We start from the raw sequence: 14264 nt of genomic DNA, 5'->3' as shown, positions 1-14264 counted from the left end.
GCGAGTGAGTTCGAGAAGAGGCTCAGCCCGGACTGCGCTGGTGCGGCTCTACACCTTTCAATCCGAACTTATTTCGCCCTCAATCGAGGACTATCAAGATGACAACTAAAGAATTTCGCGCGCGCAAACTGCGCGCATGCGGATCGTTGGTCTTAATCGACAGCGACAAGGGTGGCCAAGGCAAGAGTATCCAAGCCAGAGCACTGACCTACCAACTGAGTTCACGCGGAGTTCCGCTGGCGTTGTTCGACGGCGATGAACGCAATGCACATCTTCAACGCTTTTGCGGGCAACAACTGGTTACGACACGGTTCGACGCGCGAAGCGAAGCCGGGTGGACTGAATTGTTCAACGGCCTTGACCAGCTGGAGCCCAATCAGGTCGCATTGGTTGATCTGTGCGCAGGCGCTGGAGCGCACCTTCATAACGAGGCGGCACGCCTCTTAGCCAACCAAGAGTTCGGCATGCCTCTCATCCATGTTTGGATGGCTGATGCCTCCGAAGACTCCGTCAGATTGTTTCGCGATCTCTTGCCGATCGCACCAGCGAAACAAACCGTGTTCGTAATGAACATGAAGGACGACGCATCGCTCGACCGTTTTGGCATCTGGATGAATTCGCATACGCGCGCCCAGTTTATTGCCGACGGCGGTACTGAGATCACGTTGCCGAGACTGAACCTGCGCGTTCACGACAAGATCGCCGCAGAGCGTTTGCCGTTCCCGACTGAGCGGCCCGTCAATTGGGCGCGCGGCGACTGGTTCACCTTCCTCTCGTTCAAAGCTGCGCTCGAAAAGGAGCAGGCGCCTCTCATCAAATTGATCGAGGAGATGAGTTCGTGACTAACATGACCGATATTTTTCGGAGGTTTTACCTCCGTGAGCCCGACAAACAGAACTTGGAACTGTTCGATAAACTTGCCGTCGATCTCCCGCCCGAATTGCGAGACGATGTCGGTATTAAGACCGAAATCGTCATTCGCGCCAATCACATTCGGGAGCTTGAGAACGTTGTCAATAATGCGGGCAATGTCGCCAGGCGCAAGGTCGAAATCGACGGGGAGAAGTGGGCCATGGATGCTGCCAATCGGGTTTGGCGCCACGTCGAAGCACAGCTTCCTCCCAGCGCCTCTTCGAAAGTCTTCTGGGCCCTTTTGATGGTCGTAGTTGTCTGTACGATATCATTCGCTTTTGGCTGGATCATGTCCGCAGAACGCTTCGAAACGGCCAGTGAAAGTCTGAGGGCGTTAACCGAAACCGAGTTCGCCTTCTGTGTGAACGATGCAGCCCAACAGGCGTCGCAGATTCGCTCCGGAAAAGTTCCGGGAGATGCTTCACAAGCATTGCGCGATCTTACCCAGCGTTGCGCCGCAGAATACGACCAAAGGCGCACCGCGCTCTAGCAATACAATCGAAGACTGAAGGAGTGCGACCGCATTCGCGGTCGGCTGCCCCCCTTAATGGGTTCCTTAAACGGAATAGTGAGGAAATGAGCAAGGGCTGGCCAACGACTACCGCGCCCGTCCTTCGACGCCGCGGAGGCTGCACTCTGTCGTTTCACTCTGTCGCGCAGCCTGCGTGTGACCTGACCTTGCTGGGGGCAGTTTCGCCTGCCCCCAGACCCCCACACTGAACCACTAATGCTTAGCAAGCTGAAGGAATGAAAATGCCTGGACGACCCGGATCCAAGACCCGCTATCGCAACCACGTTCGCACCACCCGATGGAGCGACGAGGAGCTCGCCTACCTGACTGAGCTCGCCCATTACTCCGGATGCTCGGTCCCGGAGTTGCTTCGCCGCCTGGTCTGCCGTGCCAATCGCCAGATCGTCATCTCACGTGACCTTGTAAATCAGGTCACGCGGGTTGGCACAAACGTCAATCAGATCGCGAAGCAGCTCAACTCCGGATATCCGGTTTCTGCGGATGAACTGAAAGCCGCATATCAGCAGCTTCTTGCTGCCGTGAATATTGCCAAGTCATGATTGCCAAACCCATTTGGGGCGCAAACTTCCAAGGCTTGATGGATTATCTCGTCGAGAATCGCGACCATCAGGTCCTCCATATCGAAGGGGTCTCGTCCGTCGAAAATGCCGCCGCGGAAATGGAAGCCGTCGCATCGCTGAACAGTCGGGCAAAGAGAAAGCTTCTTCACCTTTCGATATCAGCTGCCCATGAAGATGGTCGGCTTTCTCATGACAAATGGCTTTACATCGTAAGGCAGCAGCAAAAGGCCCTTGGCCTTGACGGACATCCATTCGTCGTTGTGCGTCATGAAGATACTGAGCACGACCACGTGCACGTCTTCTGGTCAACCATCTCGCCGGAAACGGGAATGACGCCGCGTAAGATGTGGTTCCTTATGAAGGGCTGCGCGATTGAGAATATCGGCCCCCAATACCTAACTCCTGACCAGGTCGAGCGAGTTCCAGAGGCCCATCGCGCTCTGCGAAGCTTCGACTTTCGCGCGTTGGCAAGGGTGCAAGATGTCTGTCGCCGCATCGAGCGCGAGCTGAACCTGCGCCGACTAAATACGCCACAGGAGGCCAAGGCGCAGCGTTTGAAAGCGTTGGATAGGGAAGCCGAACCTGGTCAGAGAAAGCGTGCAGAGCGCACGGGTTCGGTCCCGCTGAATGAACGAGCTGAACAAATTCGTGAGGCTCTAGAGCAGCAAACTTGGCAATCAAGAAGCGATGCACTCGCAGCCATGGGTTTGCAGCTTGTACCTGTCTTCGCTGGCACCAAAGCGAAGCGGCTTCGCGGTCTCACTATCGCCGATATCAAGGATCCGGGTAACAAGCTGAAAGCCTCTGATCTGGACACTGGCGGTCAGAAGTTTGGTTTGGGATCACTGGACAAACACATAATCAAGGGCACGCCAGACTTCGAAGCATGGTGGCCAGAACGAAAGATCTCGTTCTCTGTTGAGCCTCATCTAACTCCAGATGCGCGGTCGGAGCTCAAGAAAGACTATGATCTGGAAGTCGCTCAACACAAGCTCGCTCAGGAAGAACGCCGTCACGAGCTAGCGGATCTGCGCATCCGTCAGACCCGTGAGTTGCACGCGAAACGGCGCGCACTGATGCGACAGCGCAAAGTCGAGGCTAGCATGTTGAAGCCGGCGGAACGTCGAGAATTTTATTCGCGATTTTCGCAACAAGTCCGCAATCGCGAGCTAGCAGAATTGGAAGCTCGCCACCGAGCTGAGAGATCGCCACTAAGGCGCACACGAATGCCAACATGGCACCAGTTTATAACGGCTCGTGCCGATGCTGGTTGTCAAAAAGCAGGCGTGGTTCTGGCAGCGACGCGGCCTGTCCAAACAGTCAAGAAGCCGGTCGCAGCAGCTGGTCCGAAGAAGCGATTGCCGGTTCCGAACAAGGAGCATTCCAAGGATCAGCAACCAGCTAACCAACCGACAACGCGCACCCCAAGATCAAAGCCTTTTCCCTCTGGTCGAAATCAAGGAAACACCGAAATGCCCAAGCATTTGGCCGCGTATTGGCAGCGTAATAAGGGTGGCCAAGGTCTGTCTTGAGGGTTCGGCTCGCTGCCTTTGATTGGCAGCTTCGCGCCCCCATAGCGGCCATAAAGTCAGGCGAGGACAAGCCTGAAAGCTGCCGTTCCAAAGTTTCGTCTGATTGAGGAAAATAAGCCTTCAATCGCAATAGGTCGAAAAATTTTCTTCGCGATGCGTTTTGGTCGCTGAAGTGAGGCGCATCAAATCCTCGTTAAGTTCGGCTTTGCCGTATCGTGACCGTGCACGAATTAAGTTGCTCCTTCATTATGACTTTCGGATGAGCACCACCCCAGCAATCACAAGCGCGCCGCCAGCCAGAAGCCAGGATTGATCGACAAGCAACGCGCTAGCTATGATCAATGCGGCAGCTAGAGGGCCTTTCAAGGACTGACGCTCATTGCGAAGTCCAGCGAGCTGCTCGATACTGAGCGGATCGAGCTGAACCGGCACATATCCTGACTTTGCGATCGAGTTCGCAGTGGCAAGTATGTCGGGCAAGGACGCCGACAACCCCAGCAGCTGACCGCGAAGTCTCTTCAAACCCGACCGAGCGCTGCCGAGCGAGAACCGCTCGGCGAGAAGCTCCGTCATGATCGGCCGGGTCTCTTCGGCGATGTTGTAGTCCGGTGCCAGCGATCGGACGAAGCCCTCTGCAGTCAACAAGGTACGCAGAAGAATGGCCAGATCAGGTGGCAGAACCAGTCGATAATCCCGCAACAGATCGAAAACGCGGGAAAAAATCTGCGAGAACTCGATGCCAGATAGCACGGTCCCCCTGAACTCTCCAATCAACTGATCCAGATCCACCGCGAGCGCATCGCGATCCACCTTCGGCTCCCCCGCCCATGCGAGCAGGACATCCGCGACATCGCTGGTTTCCTCACCAGCAATCGCAAGCACGAGGCGGACGATCTCGTCGCGCCTGGCCTTGGTGAGCGTCCCGACCGATCCGAAGTCGATGAAGCCGACATCCTGCTCGCCGATCAGGAAAACATTGCCGGGATGAGGGTCGCCGTGGAATTCGCCGTTCAGAATGATCATGCGCAGGACTGCGTTGGCATAGCACTTGGCGAACGCCGCCACCTCCGGATCGCCCGATGAGGCGCCCAGCGAAGACGCGGGCCTGCCGTACAGGCGTTCCTGAACGTTCACCCGCAGCCCGGTCAGTTCCCAATGGATGGCCGGGGTCCTGACGCCGATGGTTTCGAGATATGCGCCGATCCGCTCGCAGGCTCGGGATTCCGCAGCGAGGTCCATCTCCCAGGCAAGATTGCGGCCGAAGGTCCGCAGAAACTCGACTGGCCGGTAACGCGCGATGTCAGGCGAGCGTGCTTCCGCGATCTCGGCAAGACGCACAAGCAGGCGCACATCGGCTTCCATGCGCGCGGCGGTGCCCGGGCGGCGAACTTTCACGATGACCTCGCTACCGTCCCGTAGCTTGGCGGAATAGGTTTGTGCAATCGAGGCGGACGCCAGAGGCTGTTCGTCGAACTGCGCAAAGTCGGTCCGCCAGTCCTCACCCCAGCTTGAAGCAAGTACGGGCTCGATATCTGCGAAGCGCACCGGCGACACCTGATCGTGCAGGGTTGAGAATGCAGTGATCCAGTGTTCGGTAAACAGATCGCTTCGGGTGGCGAGGAGCTGCCCCAGCTTTATGCCGACTGGCCCGATGTCACGGAGGAACGCGACAACTGCGGCCGGACGAAATTCGCGAGGATCGATGACATTGCTCGAAGAGGGAATAAATCCGAGGGCTCCGGCGAGAGTCTTCGCACCGTGCCTCATTAAGATTCGGCCAATCTCCGCGGCGCGAGCGATGCTGCTGATAGGCTTTTCCGGGGGCGATGCCATGATATTACTCAGCCTCGGCCCGGAGTTGGTCCAGATTTTCCGATACCCTTGCAAGAATCTGCTGCAACGTTTGCTTCTCGTCGGCGGCAATGTCGCGCCAAAGCAGATCATGAAGCCTATCCGCGGAGCCTCTCAGTTCGGGCAGCATATCATCTAGCTGCTCCGTGAGGATGAGCTGCCACGCTCGCCGATCCGTCTCAGCTCGAAGCCTTTTCATCAGCCCGCGTGCGCAAAGACCTGCAACCGCCTGGCCGATGGTCGCCGATTCCAGTTCCAGTTTCTTGGCGATTTCAGCCTGCGTAAGGGCAGGATCGCGAAGAAGTTGTCCGATGATCCTCCACTGTGTCTGATTGAGACCGATCCTGGCGACCCTCGCATCGTACACTCTGCGCGCGCCGCGACTGATCTCGTCCATAAGATAGAGAATGCGGTCATCATCGGTGATGACCTTCTGCCGACGCTGAGACCGTGACATGGTATCTGGTTTTTCATCCATAGGGCTGTGTAGTCGGATAGCCTCGGATGCCCAAATGCAAACTGCTAAATGCCTTTACTATCTGACTCACGGCTCATAGGGCGTGAGACGCGTTCACCTTTTACTGAGGCTGCCGAAAGAGTCAGATGACCGATAACTCCAACCAACCGGAGCAGGAGGGCACAACCCCAACGAAACCGCAATCGCGGCGTAGCTTGCGCATCGTGCTAATCATCGTTGGTCTTGCCGTGCTGCTTGGCGGGATCTGGTGGTACTACCGGCACGTAACCTACGGACAGTACATGCAGTCGACCGATAACGCCTATGTCGCTGCCGACAGCGTCGTTATCTCTTCCAAGGTAGCGGGATACGTCGAAGAGGTCTTCGTAGGGGAGAACGAGCAAGTAGCTCGCGGCGGAGCCCTCGTACAACTGGATCTGCGGGATTATCAGGCGCAAGCGCAGCAGGCGCGCGCACAGATCGCTGCGACCCTGGCCGGTGCCGACACAATCCGTTCTCAGGTATCCGAACAGGATGCAGCCATTCGCCAGGCGCGGGCCCAACTCGCCGCCGCGAGCGCGGCACTGGACCTCGCGAACGACCAGGTGGCGCGATATCGGCCCCTTGCCGCGACAGGAGCCGAACCGCGGGAAAAGCTAGACCAGTATGAGGCGCAGGCGCGGCAGGCGCGGGCCGAATTCGCCGCTGCGCAGGCGGCGGTGGCTGCCGCGACCGCTCGCCGGGGGACACTGTTCGAGCAGATCAGCCAGACCCAGGCGCAGGCGGACGCTGCTCGCGCTCAGCTGGAAACAGCCGACCTTACGGTTGAATCGACCTTGCTGCGCGCCAGCAAGGCCGGCCGCGTCGGCGATCTCTCGGTCAGGGTGGGCCAGTTCGTGCAACCGGGTCAACGTTTGATGACGGTGGTTCCGGTGAGCGCGATCTACGTGACCGCGAACTTCAAAGAAACGCAGGTCGGCCTCATCCGGGCCGGCCAGAGCGTCAGGCTCGAAGTTGACGCCCTGCCAGACCTTGAGATCGCGGGACGAGTGGACAGCATATCGCCGGGAACGGGCGCGGAATTTTCCATCCTCCCCCCCGAAAATGCCACCGGCAACTTTACCAAGATCGTTCAACGGATACCCGTCCGCATCGCTATCGATGCTCCCCCTGAAGTGCGGCGTCTGCTCGTTCCCGGCATGTCGGTAGTGGCTACGGTCGACACTCGGAATGCTGCCGGCGAATTGGAAGAGATCTCGAGTCGGACTCAATGACCGAGATACTGGCAGCGCAGGACACTTCGATCGGGCCGGCCGGGAGCCGAAAGAACGCAGACGTTACTGCCTGGGTCGCTGTGGCCGCGGGCGCGCTTGGCGCCATGCTCGCGACGCTGGACATATCAATCGTCAATTCCGCACTCCCCGTCATTCAGGGCGAGATCGGTGCCACAGGCGCCGAAGGCACCTGGATTGCTACGTCATTTCTCGTTGCTGAGATTGTCGTCATTCCGCTGAGCGCTTGGCTGGAACGGCTGTTCGGTCTGCGAACCCTCCTCATCATCGCGGTCAGCGCGTTCACCGCCTTTTCGGTGCTGTGCGGGATTGCAACCGACCTTACGACAATGATCATCGGCCGCACGGGTCAGGGCTTCACGGGCGGCGTGCTCATTCCGACGGCAATGACCATCGTGGCCAAAAGGCTGCCGCCACATCAGCAGCCCATCGGAATGGCCCTGTTCGGCATGACAGTGATCCTCGGCCCCGTGATGGGGCCTTTGATCGGGGGTTGGCTGACCGAGAATCTGAGCTGGCACTATGCCTTCTTTGTCAATGTGCCGGTCTGCGGCCTGCTGCTGCTCCTGCTGTTCGTTGGCTTGCCCCACGAAAAGCCAAAGTGGGATTATCTCACTGACGCGGATTGGGCGGGCATTGTCGGGCTCATCTTGGGGCTGGGCGGACTTACGGTCGTCCTTGAGGAGGGCCACCGCGAGGAATGGTTTGAATCCTCTCTCATTCGCTGGCTCACAATCATCACAGTCGTCGGATTTGCCTCGCTGATCTACGGACAGGTGAAGGCACGCAAGCCAGTCTTGAAGTTGCAGCTCTTGTTCAATCGACAGTTCGCCAGCGTCGCGATCATGGCGCTCGCCCTGGGTATGGTGATGTATGGTTCGACCTACGTCATCCCGCAGTTCCTCGCGATCATTTCTGATTATAACGCGCTTCAGACCGGGCTGGTGATCTTCTGGATGGGCGTCCCGGCCTTCCTGTTGATGCCTGTGCTTCCCTTGATGATCCGGAAGATCGACATTCGCATCGCCGTCGGCGCCGGCATGTTGCTGATGGCGGTCAGCTGCTTTGTCAGCACCAGCCTTACAGCAGAATCCGGTGGTGCCGTTTTTACCGAGAGCCAGCTCTTGCGCGGTGTCGGCATGATCCTTGCGATGATGTTCCTGAATCAGGCAACGGTGGCTTCGGTGGCCAAGGAAGACGCGGGCGATGCCTCGGGCATTTTCAACGCGGCCCGCAATCTTGGCGGATCATTCGCCCTCTCGGCCCTCGCTTCGTTCCAGGACCAGCGGATCTGGCATCATAGCCGGCGGATGGAAGAGACCCTGAATGCGAACAGCGTTTCGCTACAGGACTATCTCGAAGGGCTGGCGCGAAACTTCGGCGGCATGGAGGGGGCGATGGCCGTCCTGAGCCGCACCCTCCAACGCGAGGCGTTCATAATGACCTACAATGACGTGTTCCTGGTTATGGGGATTCTGACCCTCGCGACGGTTCCGCTGGTCCTCTTCCTGAGGCCGCTTCCAAAAAATGTCTCCCTTTCGATGCACTGAGCCCTATATGATGCGCCGTTCGATACCATCGCTTCTCCTCATCGGCCTGCTGGCTGGCTGTACGGCCGGGCCGGACTACGCAGGCCCTCCGGAAATATTGTCGGCGGATACGGGCCATCGGTTTGTCCGCGCTGGCGAGGATGTAGGCGTCATGGACCCGGCCCTTGCCGAATGGTGGGTGCTGCTCGACGATCCTGAACTGACCCGGCTGGTCGAAACTGCGTTGTCCGAAAATCCGTCGCTCCAGGCAGCGCAGGCGCGCATCGCGCAGGCCCGGGCATCGGTCAGGCAGGATCGGGCCGGCAGAATGCCGACACTCGGAACCCAGGCCACCATTATTCAGGGCCAGCTTCCCGGCCTTGAAATTCAGGAGGGGTCACCCCCGTCCTCACAGCAACCCGATCCGGAGGCGGGAAGCGACGATGCCCTCAGCTTTTACAATGTTGGTCTCAATGCCAACTGGGAGCTGGAGTTCGCGGGCGGCTCCCGGAGGCGTATCGAGGCCGGCAACGCGCAGGCTGCGGCAACGGTCGCCAATGCGGAGGACGCAAAGGTTCAGCTGACCGCCGAAGTTGCCAATAACTACGTCAACTTGCGGGAGGCCCAGTTCCGCGCTGACCAATACCGGACGCAGATCAAGCTGCAGGAAGAAGTCCTGGCCCTAACTTATCAGCGGTATCAGCAAGGCGCGCTGCCGCTGTTCCCGGTGGGCAATGCGAACGCGGAGCTGGAGGTGCTCAAGTCCCGATTCGCCGAGGCGGAGGCCGATAAAGCCGTCCTGCTAGACGCGCTTGCGATCCTGTCGGGACGGATTCCTGGATCGACGGCCGAAGACCTTTCGACGCCGCGAGATATCCCTTTGCCCCCGGATGAGGTTACTGTCGGCGATCCGGCGAGTCTGATCGCGCGTCGGCCCGACATCAGGGCGGCTGAGCGCACTCTCGCCGCTGCAACGGCCAGGATCGGGGTGGCCGAAGCGGCAAGGTTCCCGAAGCTGTCCTTTATGGGGATTCTGGGCCTTGGCGGATCTTCCCCCGACGATATCTTCGATGTAGGCGAATTTTCGGCATTGGCGATACCCCGCCTGGAATGGAACTTCCTCGATTTTGGAAGGGTCGACGCGTCGGTCGATCGCGCCGGGGCGGTTCGCGACGAAGCTGTCGCCAACTATCGTCAAACCGTCCTCGCGGCGCTACGGGATGCCGAGCGCGCTCTGGCACGATTTGGCCAACAACGCGTCGCGCTGGCAGCCAGCGCGCAGATCAAGAGCCAGGCGGATAGCGCCGCCGATCTGAACCGCCAACGTTTTGCCGCAGGAGCGATCTCGAAGGCTGACCTCAACCGGGCCCTGCGAGAACAGCAGCAGGCCTCAGCAGACCTCGTCCGGGCAAAAGGCGCCCTTACGCTGGCGTGGATCGCGCTGCAGAAGTCGCTGGGCCTTGGGTGGCAAGAGCCTGTTCGAGATCAATAGTCCCGCCGCGATGATCAAGTGATCCGGTTGACGAGAAGTAGGCGCCCCTGCCGCTGGCGACCAACTTGCCGTCGGGCTCGAGAACCCGGGTTTCCGCCACCGAAATCTGTCGCCCGATCTTCACGATCTGTCCGTGAGCAGTGAGAGGTCCTGAGGTTGCAGGACGGTGGTAATCGACATGCAGATCGGCCGTCGCTCTCGCCGCGACGCCCCCCGCAAGCAGAGTATAAAGCCCGGTGAGGTCGACCAGTGAAGCCAGGATCCCTCCATGCGCCGACCCAATCATAGGGTTCGACACGATCTCTTCGCGCCATGGCATGGTGATCGCGATTCCCTGGTCGGAGCATGTCGCAATCTCAAGCCCAAGCCATCGGTGAAACGGCGCGATATGCAGCATTTCCTGCAAGCGCTCTCGATCGATCATAGCTCCCTTGTCCCCTGTGGCTGAGCCGTATCGCGAGAGTGATGGCGCCCTAGGAAATCGACGATAGCGGCGGAAAAGGCATCGTTCGCATCGCCCACGACCATGTGCGTGGCATCGGCAATATCGGTGTATTCTGCATGGGGGGCGAGTTGTCGCAGATGCAAAACGGCCTCTTCGGAAACAAGATCGCTAGAGCCGCCTCGGATGAGGTGAAGCGGAAGCGTGAGATTCGCCGCAGCTTGGCTCAGCATTGCCGATTGACGTTCTTGGCTGTCTGGGTCGCCTTGTCTGGCTGACATTATATTACGGATAAACACCGGGTCCCAGTGCCAATAGAAGCGCCCATCCGACTTCTGCCGCAGATAGTTTTTCAGACCATCGCTCGCGCCCCGCCTAGGACGATGCGGCATGTAGCGAGCGATCACGTCGGCCGCCTCCTCTGGTGAGGCGAAGCCGCTATCGACATGCTCTTCCATGAAACCAACCACGCGCATCACACCGCTGGGCTCCATGCGCGGGGCAATGTCGACCAATGTGAGTGAAGCAAAGCTACCTGGAGCAAGCTCCCCTGCGGCAATCAGTCCAGCGAGCCCGCCCAGTGAAGCGCCGACCAGCGCTGGCTTCTGGTCCAGGCGCGACGCTGCAGCGACCAGATCCGCCGCGAAGTCGCGCATTTCATAAGCTCCGCATGGCGACCAATCGCTGTCTCCGTGACCGCGCATGTCGAAGGCGATTGCGCGAAAGCCGGCTTGAGCCAGTTCGCTGACCACCCTTCTCCACGCGCGCCGTGTCTGCCCGCCGCCGTGCGCAAGAAGGACGGGTTTAGCGTAGGCATCCCCCTCAGCCTCGGCTGTAAGAGAAATCGCGCCTGCGCCCTCAATCGTAAAGGTTTCTCTCGCCATCTCTGGATGGTAGGAAAGGCGCGCAAAATAGTAAACCGATTTAGTTTGTGGCTCTCGGCTCCGTGTTGGCTGTCCTGCAAGGGCGTTTTAACGACGGCAAAGGTCTATACCAAGAGGGGTTTCTCCAGATCATTGTCTAATGCACCGGCTTGCGATTCGGTCAGCAGTCGCTGTCCGCTTAATCCGCTCAAAGATATAAAAGCTGCCTTTCCGCTTCCGGCCCCAAACCTGCCGATCGAGGTCCTTCGACGTGAATGACTGAAATGGGGCCGGAAGCAGACAGTCTGCTTACGGCTCGGTAATGCGAAGGTCGGTCGGTTAACGACCTGACTGCGGGGATCACCTTGATGACCCACGTTCAACGGCGTTGCCCAAGGTGTTTCGCACAACAGGCTCTCGGCAACACCGAGCTCTAGCCTGAGTTAGGATTCAAGTGCTTCGCATGCTCGCGAAGAGTACGTAGTAATTCATCGATAACCGCTCTTACCCGCGGCATCTGCTGCATATCTCCGTGCACTCCGAGCCAGATGTCACGCACAAGGTCGGGCATCTCTGGGCGGATGCGAACTAGGTCGGGCTCGGAATCGGCCCGGTAGCGAGCGAGGGCCCCGACACCAACGCCAGACTTTGCTGCCCAGACTTGGACCTCCCGACTGTTGGTGCGGAAAGCGAGTTTGGCCTTCGGATACGCCTCTCTCAGCCATTTTGCTTCAGGCAAATGAGCTTGGTCATCAAGCACTGTGATTATACCGACATCCTCCGCTCCTTCTGGCTCATCCCATCCCTTTGACGCGTAAAGAGCGAGGGCCATCTGCCCCACTTTTCGAGCGATAATCTCGTGACTTTCGAAGCGTGCCATTCTCAATGCGATGTCTGCCTCGCGCTTCGAGAGACTAAGCGAGCGAGTATCCGGCACAAGTTCTACGAGGATATCTGGATGGCGAGCCTGCAGCCGTGCCAAGGCAGGAGTAACAATTCTGGCAGCGAGGGTATCTACTGTCGTGAGGCGGACCTCGCCTTCGAGGCGAACATCCTTGCCTGAAATGGTACGTTCCGCAGCCAACATCTCTGCCTCTGCGCGCTCAGCATTTCCCAGAATGGCCTCGCCCACCGGGGTAAGGACGTAGCGACCGGGGGTCTTTTGCAGCAGTCTGGCTCCAGAAGTTTCTTCCATCGCCGTCAATCGCCTGCCTACCGTAGGCTGGGTAAGTCCCAAGGCGCGCGCGGCGCCAGATAGAGTGCCTTGCCGAGCTACGGCGAGAAAAACGCGAAGATCATCCCAGTTCATCAACTCGCTATACGAAAACGCATACCCACTAGTCAATTTCTGGGAATTCCATTCGTTCTTCTGTGAGCATATTTGCTCCTCGTAACAGCGATGGAGCTACCAATGAATTTCACGAACACACAGATTGCGACAACACTGCTGCGGGTCACAAGCGGATCGATGCTTCTGGTCCACGGCCTCACTAAACTCCTGGTATTCACACCAGCTGGCACAGCAGGCTTCTTCGAGAGCATCGGCTTCCCGGGCTTTCTGGCCTATCCGGTAATGGCTGGTGAAATCGTTCTTGGGCTCGCGATGATCCTTGGTGTCTATTCGAGGCTTGCAGCGCTCGCGGCGGTGCCGATCATGGTGGGCGCGATCATTCCTCACGCAAGCGCGGGGTTTTCTTTTTCGAACCCGGGCGGTGGCTGGGAATATCCCGTCTTCTGGTCCTTGGTCCTTATCGTGCAGGCCCTTCTCGGAGACGGCGCTCTTGCGATGCGCAAGAGCTCTACTGCGGCACGGACCTAAAATCATGAAGAGCGTGTTTATCTCACATGGAGCTCCCACCCTGCCTTTCGAGGACGTCGCAGCGCGGCGCTTCCTCAAAGGCTTGGGCACAGCTAATCCTCGGCCCAAAGCTATTGTTGCAGTTTCCGCGCATTGGGAGACGCGTATTCCGATGGTCAATGCGGTGGAGCGCAATGGCACAATCCACGACTTCTATGGGTTCCCGTCCGAGCTCTACGAGATGTCCTATCCGGCGCCCGGTTCTCCGTTGCTAGCAGAACGGATCGTCGACTTGCTTTCCGACGCCGGCATGACTGTCGGTATCGACCGCTACCGCGGCCTCGATCATGGAGCTTGGGTGCCGCTATCGCTTGCCTATCCAGCAGCTGATATCCCAGTCGTCCAATTGTCATTGCAAAGTCATCTCGGCCCTGGCCACCATCTGGAGCTGGGCCGAGCGCTCTCGGCGCTGCCCGAAGATGACATCCTCATAATGGCAAGCGGAAGCATGACCCACGATCTTTCAAGCTGGAGAGGCGCGACCGATAAGGAAGAACCTGATTGGGTAACTGACTTTGCAGATTGGACCGACGCAGCGCTCCGTGAAAATCGGACCTGTGACCTCTTGGCCTATCGCAATGCTGCGCCCTTCGCAGAGCGGAATCACCCTACGGAGGAACATTTTCTGCCGCTTTTCGTCGCGCTGGGAGCCGCTGGACCACAAGCCAAAGCCCAGCGTATCCATTCGAGCACGACCTATGGCGTCCTTCGGATGGATGCCTACGCGTTCAATTGACGGGCACGGGCGACTTGGCTCGTGAACTCGTCAGGGTAGACAGGGTGAATAGCAAAGACACCCGCTGATGACGCAAAGGGGGCCGTTAGCGGACTGGCAGGTGTTGGCAATACAGGCAGCCAAGCAGACCTTGGAGAAAAATTACGCCGTCGTCATGTGAATGCGATTGTGATGGCCACCTTCGCAGGTGCCGGACAATCCCAAAGCG

General features: G+C 58.6%; 14 protein-coding genes. 9 read left to right on the top strand and 5 right to left on the bottom strand.

All coding sequences use genetic code 11. From position 1 onward, the window contains the following. Window positions 1-98: 98 nt before the first annotated feature. The 4 genes from LC083_RS09395 (at window position 99) to LC083_RS09380 (ending at window position 3536) form a co-directional block, all read left to right on the top strand. Window positions 99-842, top strand: coding sequence for a hypothetical protein (locus LC083_RS09395; protein WP_226700176.1), 744 nt, complete (start codon window positions 99-101; stop codon window positions 840-842). After that, a complete protein-coding gene (locus tag LC083_RS09390; protein ID WP_226700175.1) occupies window positions 839-1402 on the top strand; it encodes a hypothetical protein in 564 nt (187 codons plus the stop codon). Before LC083_RS09395 ends, LC083_RS09390 begins: the two co-directional genes overlap by 4 nt. 263 nt (window positions 1403-1665) lie before the next feature. After that, complete coding sequence (locus LC083_RS09385) at window positions 1666-1983, top strand: plasmid mobilization protein (RefSeq protein WP_226700174.1); 318 nt, start codon at window positions 1666-1668, stop codon at window positions 1981-1983. Between the two features lie 38 nt (window positions 1984-2021). Continuing rightward, a complete protein-coding gene (locus LC083_RS09380) occupies window positions 2022-3536 on the top strand; it encodes a relaxase/mobilization nuclease domain-containing protein (RefSeq protein ID WP_413469453.1) in 1515 nt (504 codons plus the stop codon). Between the two features lie 246 nt (window positions 3537-3782). Here the strand turns inward: LC083_RS09380 and LC083_RS09375 are convergent, their stop codons facing one another. After that, complete coding sequence (locus LC083_RS09375; RefSeq protein ID WP_221563774.1) at window positions 3783-5369, bottom strand: ABC1 kinase family protein; 1587 nt, start codon at window positions 5367-5369, stop codon at window positions 3783-3785. 4 nt (window positions 5370-5373) lie between these two features. Next, the gene (locus LC083_RS09370) at window positions 5374-5865 is read right to left on the bottom strand and encodes a MarR family winged helix-turn-helix transcriptional regulator (RefSeq protein ID WP_226700172.1); all 492 of its coding nucleotides are present in this window, start codon (window positions 5863-5865) and stop codon (window positions 5374-5376) included. 125 nt (window positions 5866-5990) lie between these two features. On the opposite strand from LC083_RS09370, the gene LC083_RS09365 reads away from it, so the two are divergent. Genes LC083_RS09365 through LC083_RS09355 form a run of 3 tightly spaced genes read left to right on the top strand, consistent with a single transcriptional unit; the run spans window position 5991 to window position 10157 of the window. After that, window positions 5991-7118, top strand: coding sequence for an HlyD family secretion protein (locus LC083_RS09365; protein ID WP_039338698.1), 1128 nt, complete (start codon window positions 5991-5993; stop codon window positions 7116-7118). After that, window positions 7115-8686, top strand: coding sequence for an MDR family MFS transporter (locus LC083_RS09360; protein WP_221563779.1), 1572 nt, complete (start codon window positions 7115-7117; stop codon window positions 8684-8686). Before LC083_RS09365 ends, LC083_RS09360 begins: the two co-directional genes overlap by 4 nt. 7 nt (window positions 8687-8693) lie before the next feature. Next, window positions 8694-10157, top strand: coding sequence for an efflux transporter outer membrane subunit (locus LC083_RS09355; RefSeq protein WP_319003434.1), 1464 nt, complete (start codon window positions 8694-8696; stop codon window positions 10155-10157). Here the strand turns inward: LC083_RS09355 and LC083_RS09350 are convergent. The 3 genes from LC083_RS09350 to LC083_RS09340 all read right to left on the bottom strand — a co-directional run bounded on the left by LC083_RS09350 (window position 10087) and on the right by LC083_RS09340 (window position 12771). Then, window positions 10087-10581 carry a hotdog fold thioesterase gene (locus LC083_RS09350; RefSeq protein WP_226700171.1) on the bottom strand — a complete coding sequence of 165 codons (495 nt, stop codon included), beginning with the start codon at window positions 10579-10581 and terminating at the stop codon, window positions 10087-10089. The two genes, LC083_RS09355 and LC083_RS09350, sit on opposite strands and share 71 nt — an antisense overlap. Beyond that, on the bottom strand, window positions 10578-11483 hold the full coding sequence (locus LC083_RS09345) for an alpha/beta fold hydrolase (protein WP_226700170.1): 906 nt from the start codon (window positions 11481-11483) through the stop codon (window positions 10578-10580). The genes LC083_RS09350 and LC083_RS09345 overlap by 4 nt, the downstream gene beginning before the upstream one ends. A 412-nt stretch (window positions 11484-11895) precedes the next feature. Beyond that, the gene (locus LC083_RS09340) at window positions 11896-12771 is read right to left on the bottom strand and encodes a LysR family transcriptional regulator (protein WP_226700169.1); all 876 of its coding nucleotides are present in this window, start codon (window positions 12769-12771) and stop codon (window positions 11896-11898) included. A gap of 102 nt (window positions 12772-12873) precedes the next feature. On the opposite strand from LC083_RS09340, the gene LC083_RS09335 reads away from it, so the two are divergent. Further along, entirely contained in the window at window positions 12874-13281 is a 408-nt protein-coding gene (locus LC083_RS09335; RefSeq protein WP_226700168.1) for a DoxX family protein, read from the top strand. A 4-nt stretch (window positions 13282-13285) separates the two neighbouring features. Then, entirely contained in the window at window positions 13286-14056 is a 771-nt protein-coding gene (locus tag LC083_RS09330) for a DODA-type extradiol aromatic ring-opening family dioxygenase (protein WP_226700167.1), read from the top strand. Window positions 14057-14264 lie beyond the last annotated feature (208 nt).

The sequence above is a fragment of the Qipengyuania gaetbuli genome, assembly GCF_020524765.1.
Classification (GTDB): Bacteria; Pseudomonadota; Alphaproteobacteria; order Sphingomonadales; family Sphingomonadaceae; genus Qipengyuania; species Qipengyuania gaetbuli_A.
The sequence above is the reverse complement of the archived record's forward strand: the minus strand, read 5'-3'. Positions and strand labels throughout refer to the sequence as shown.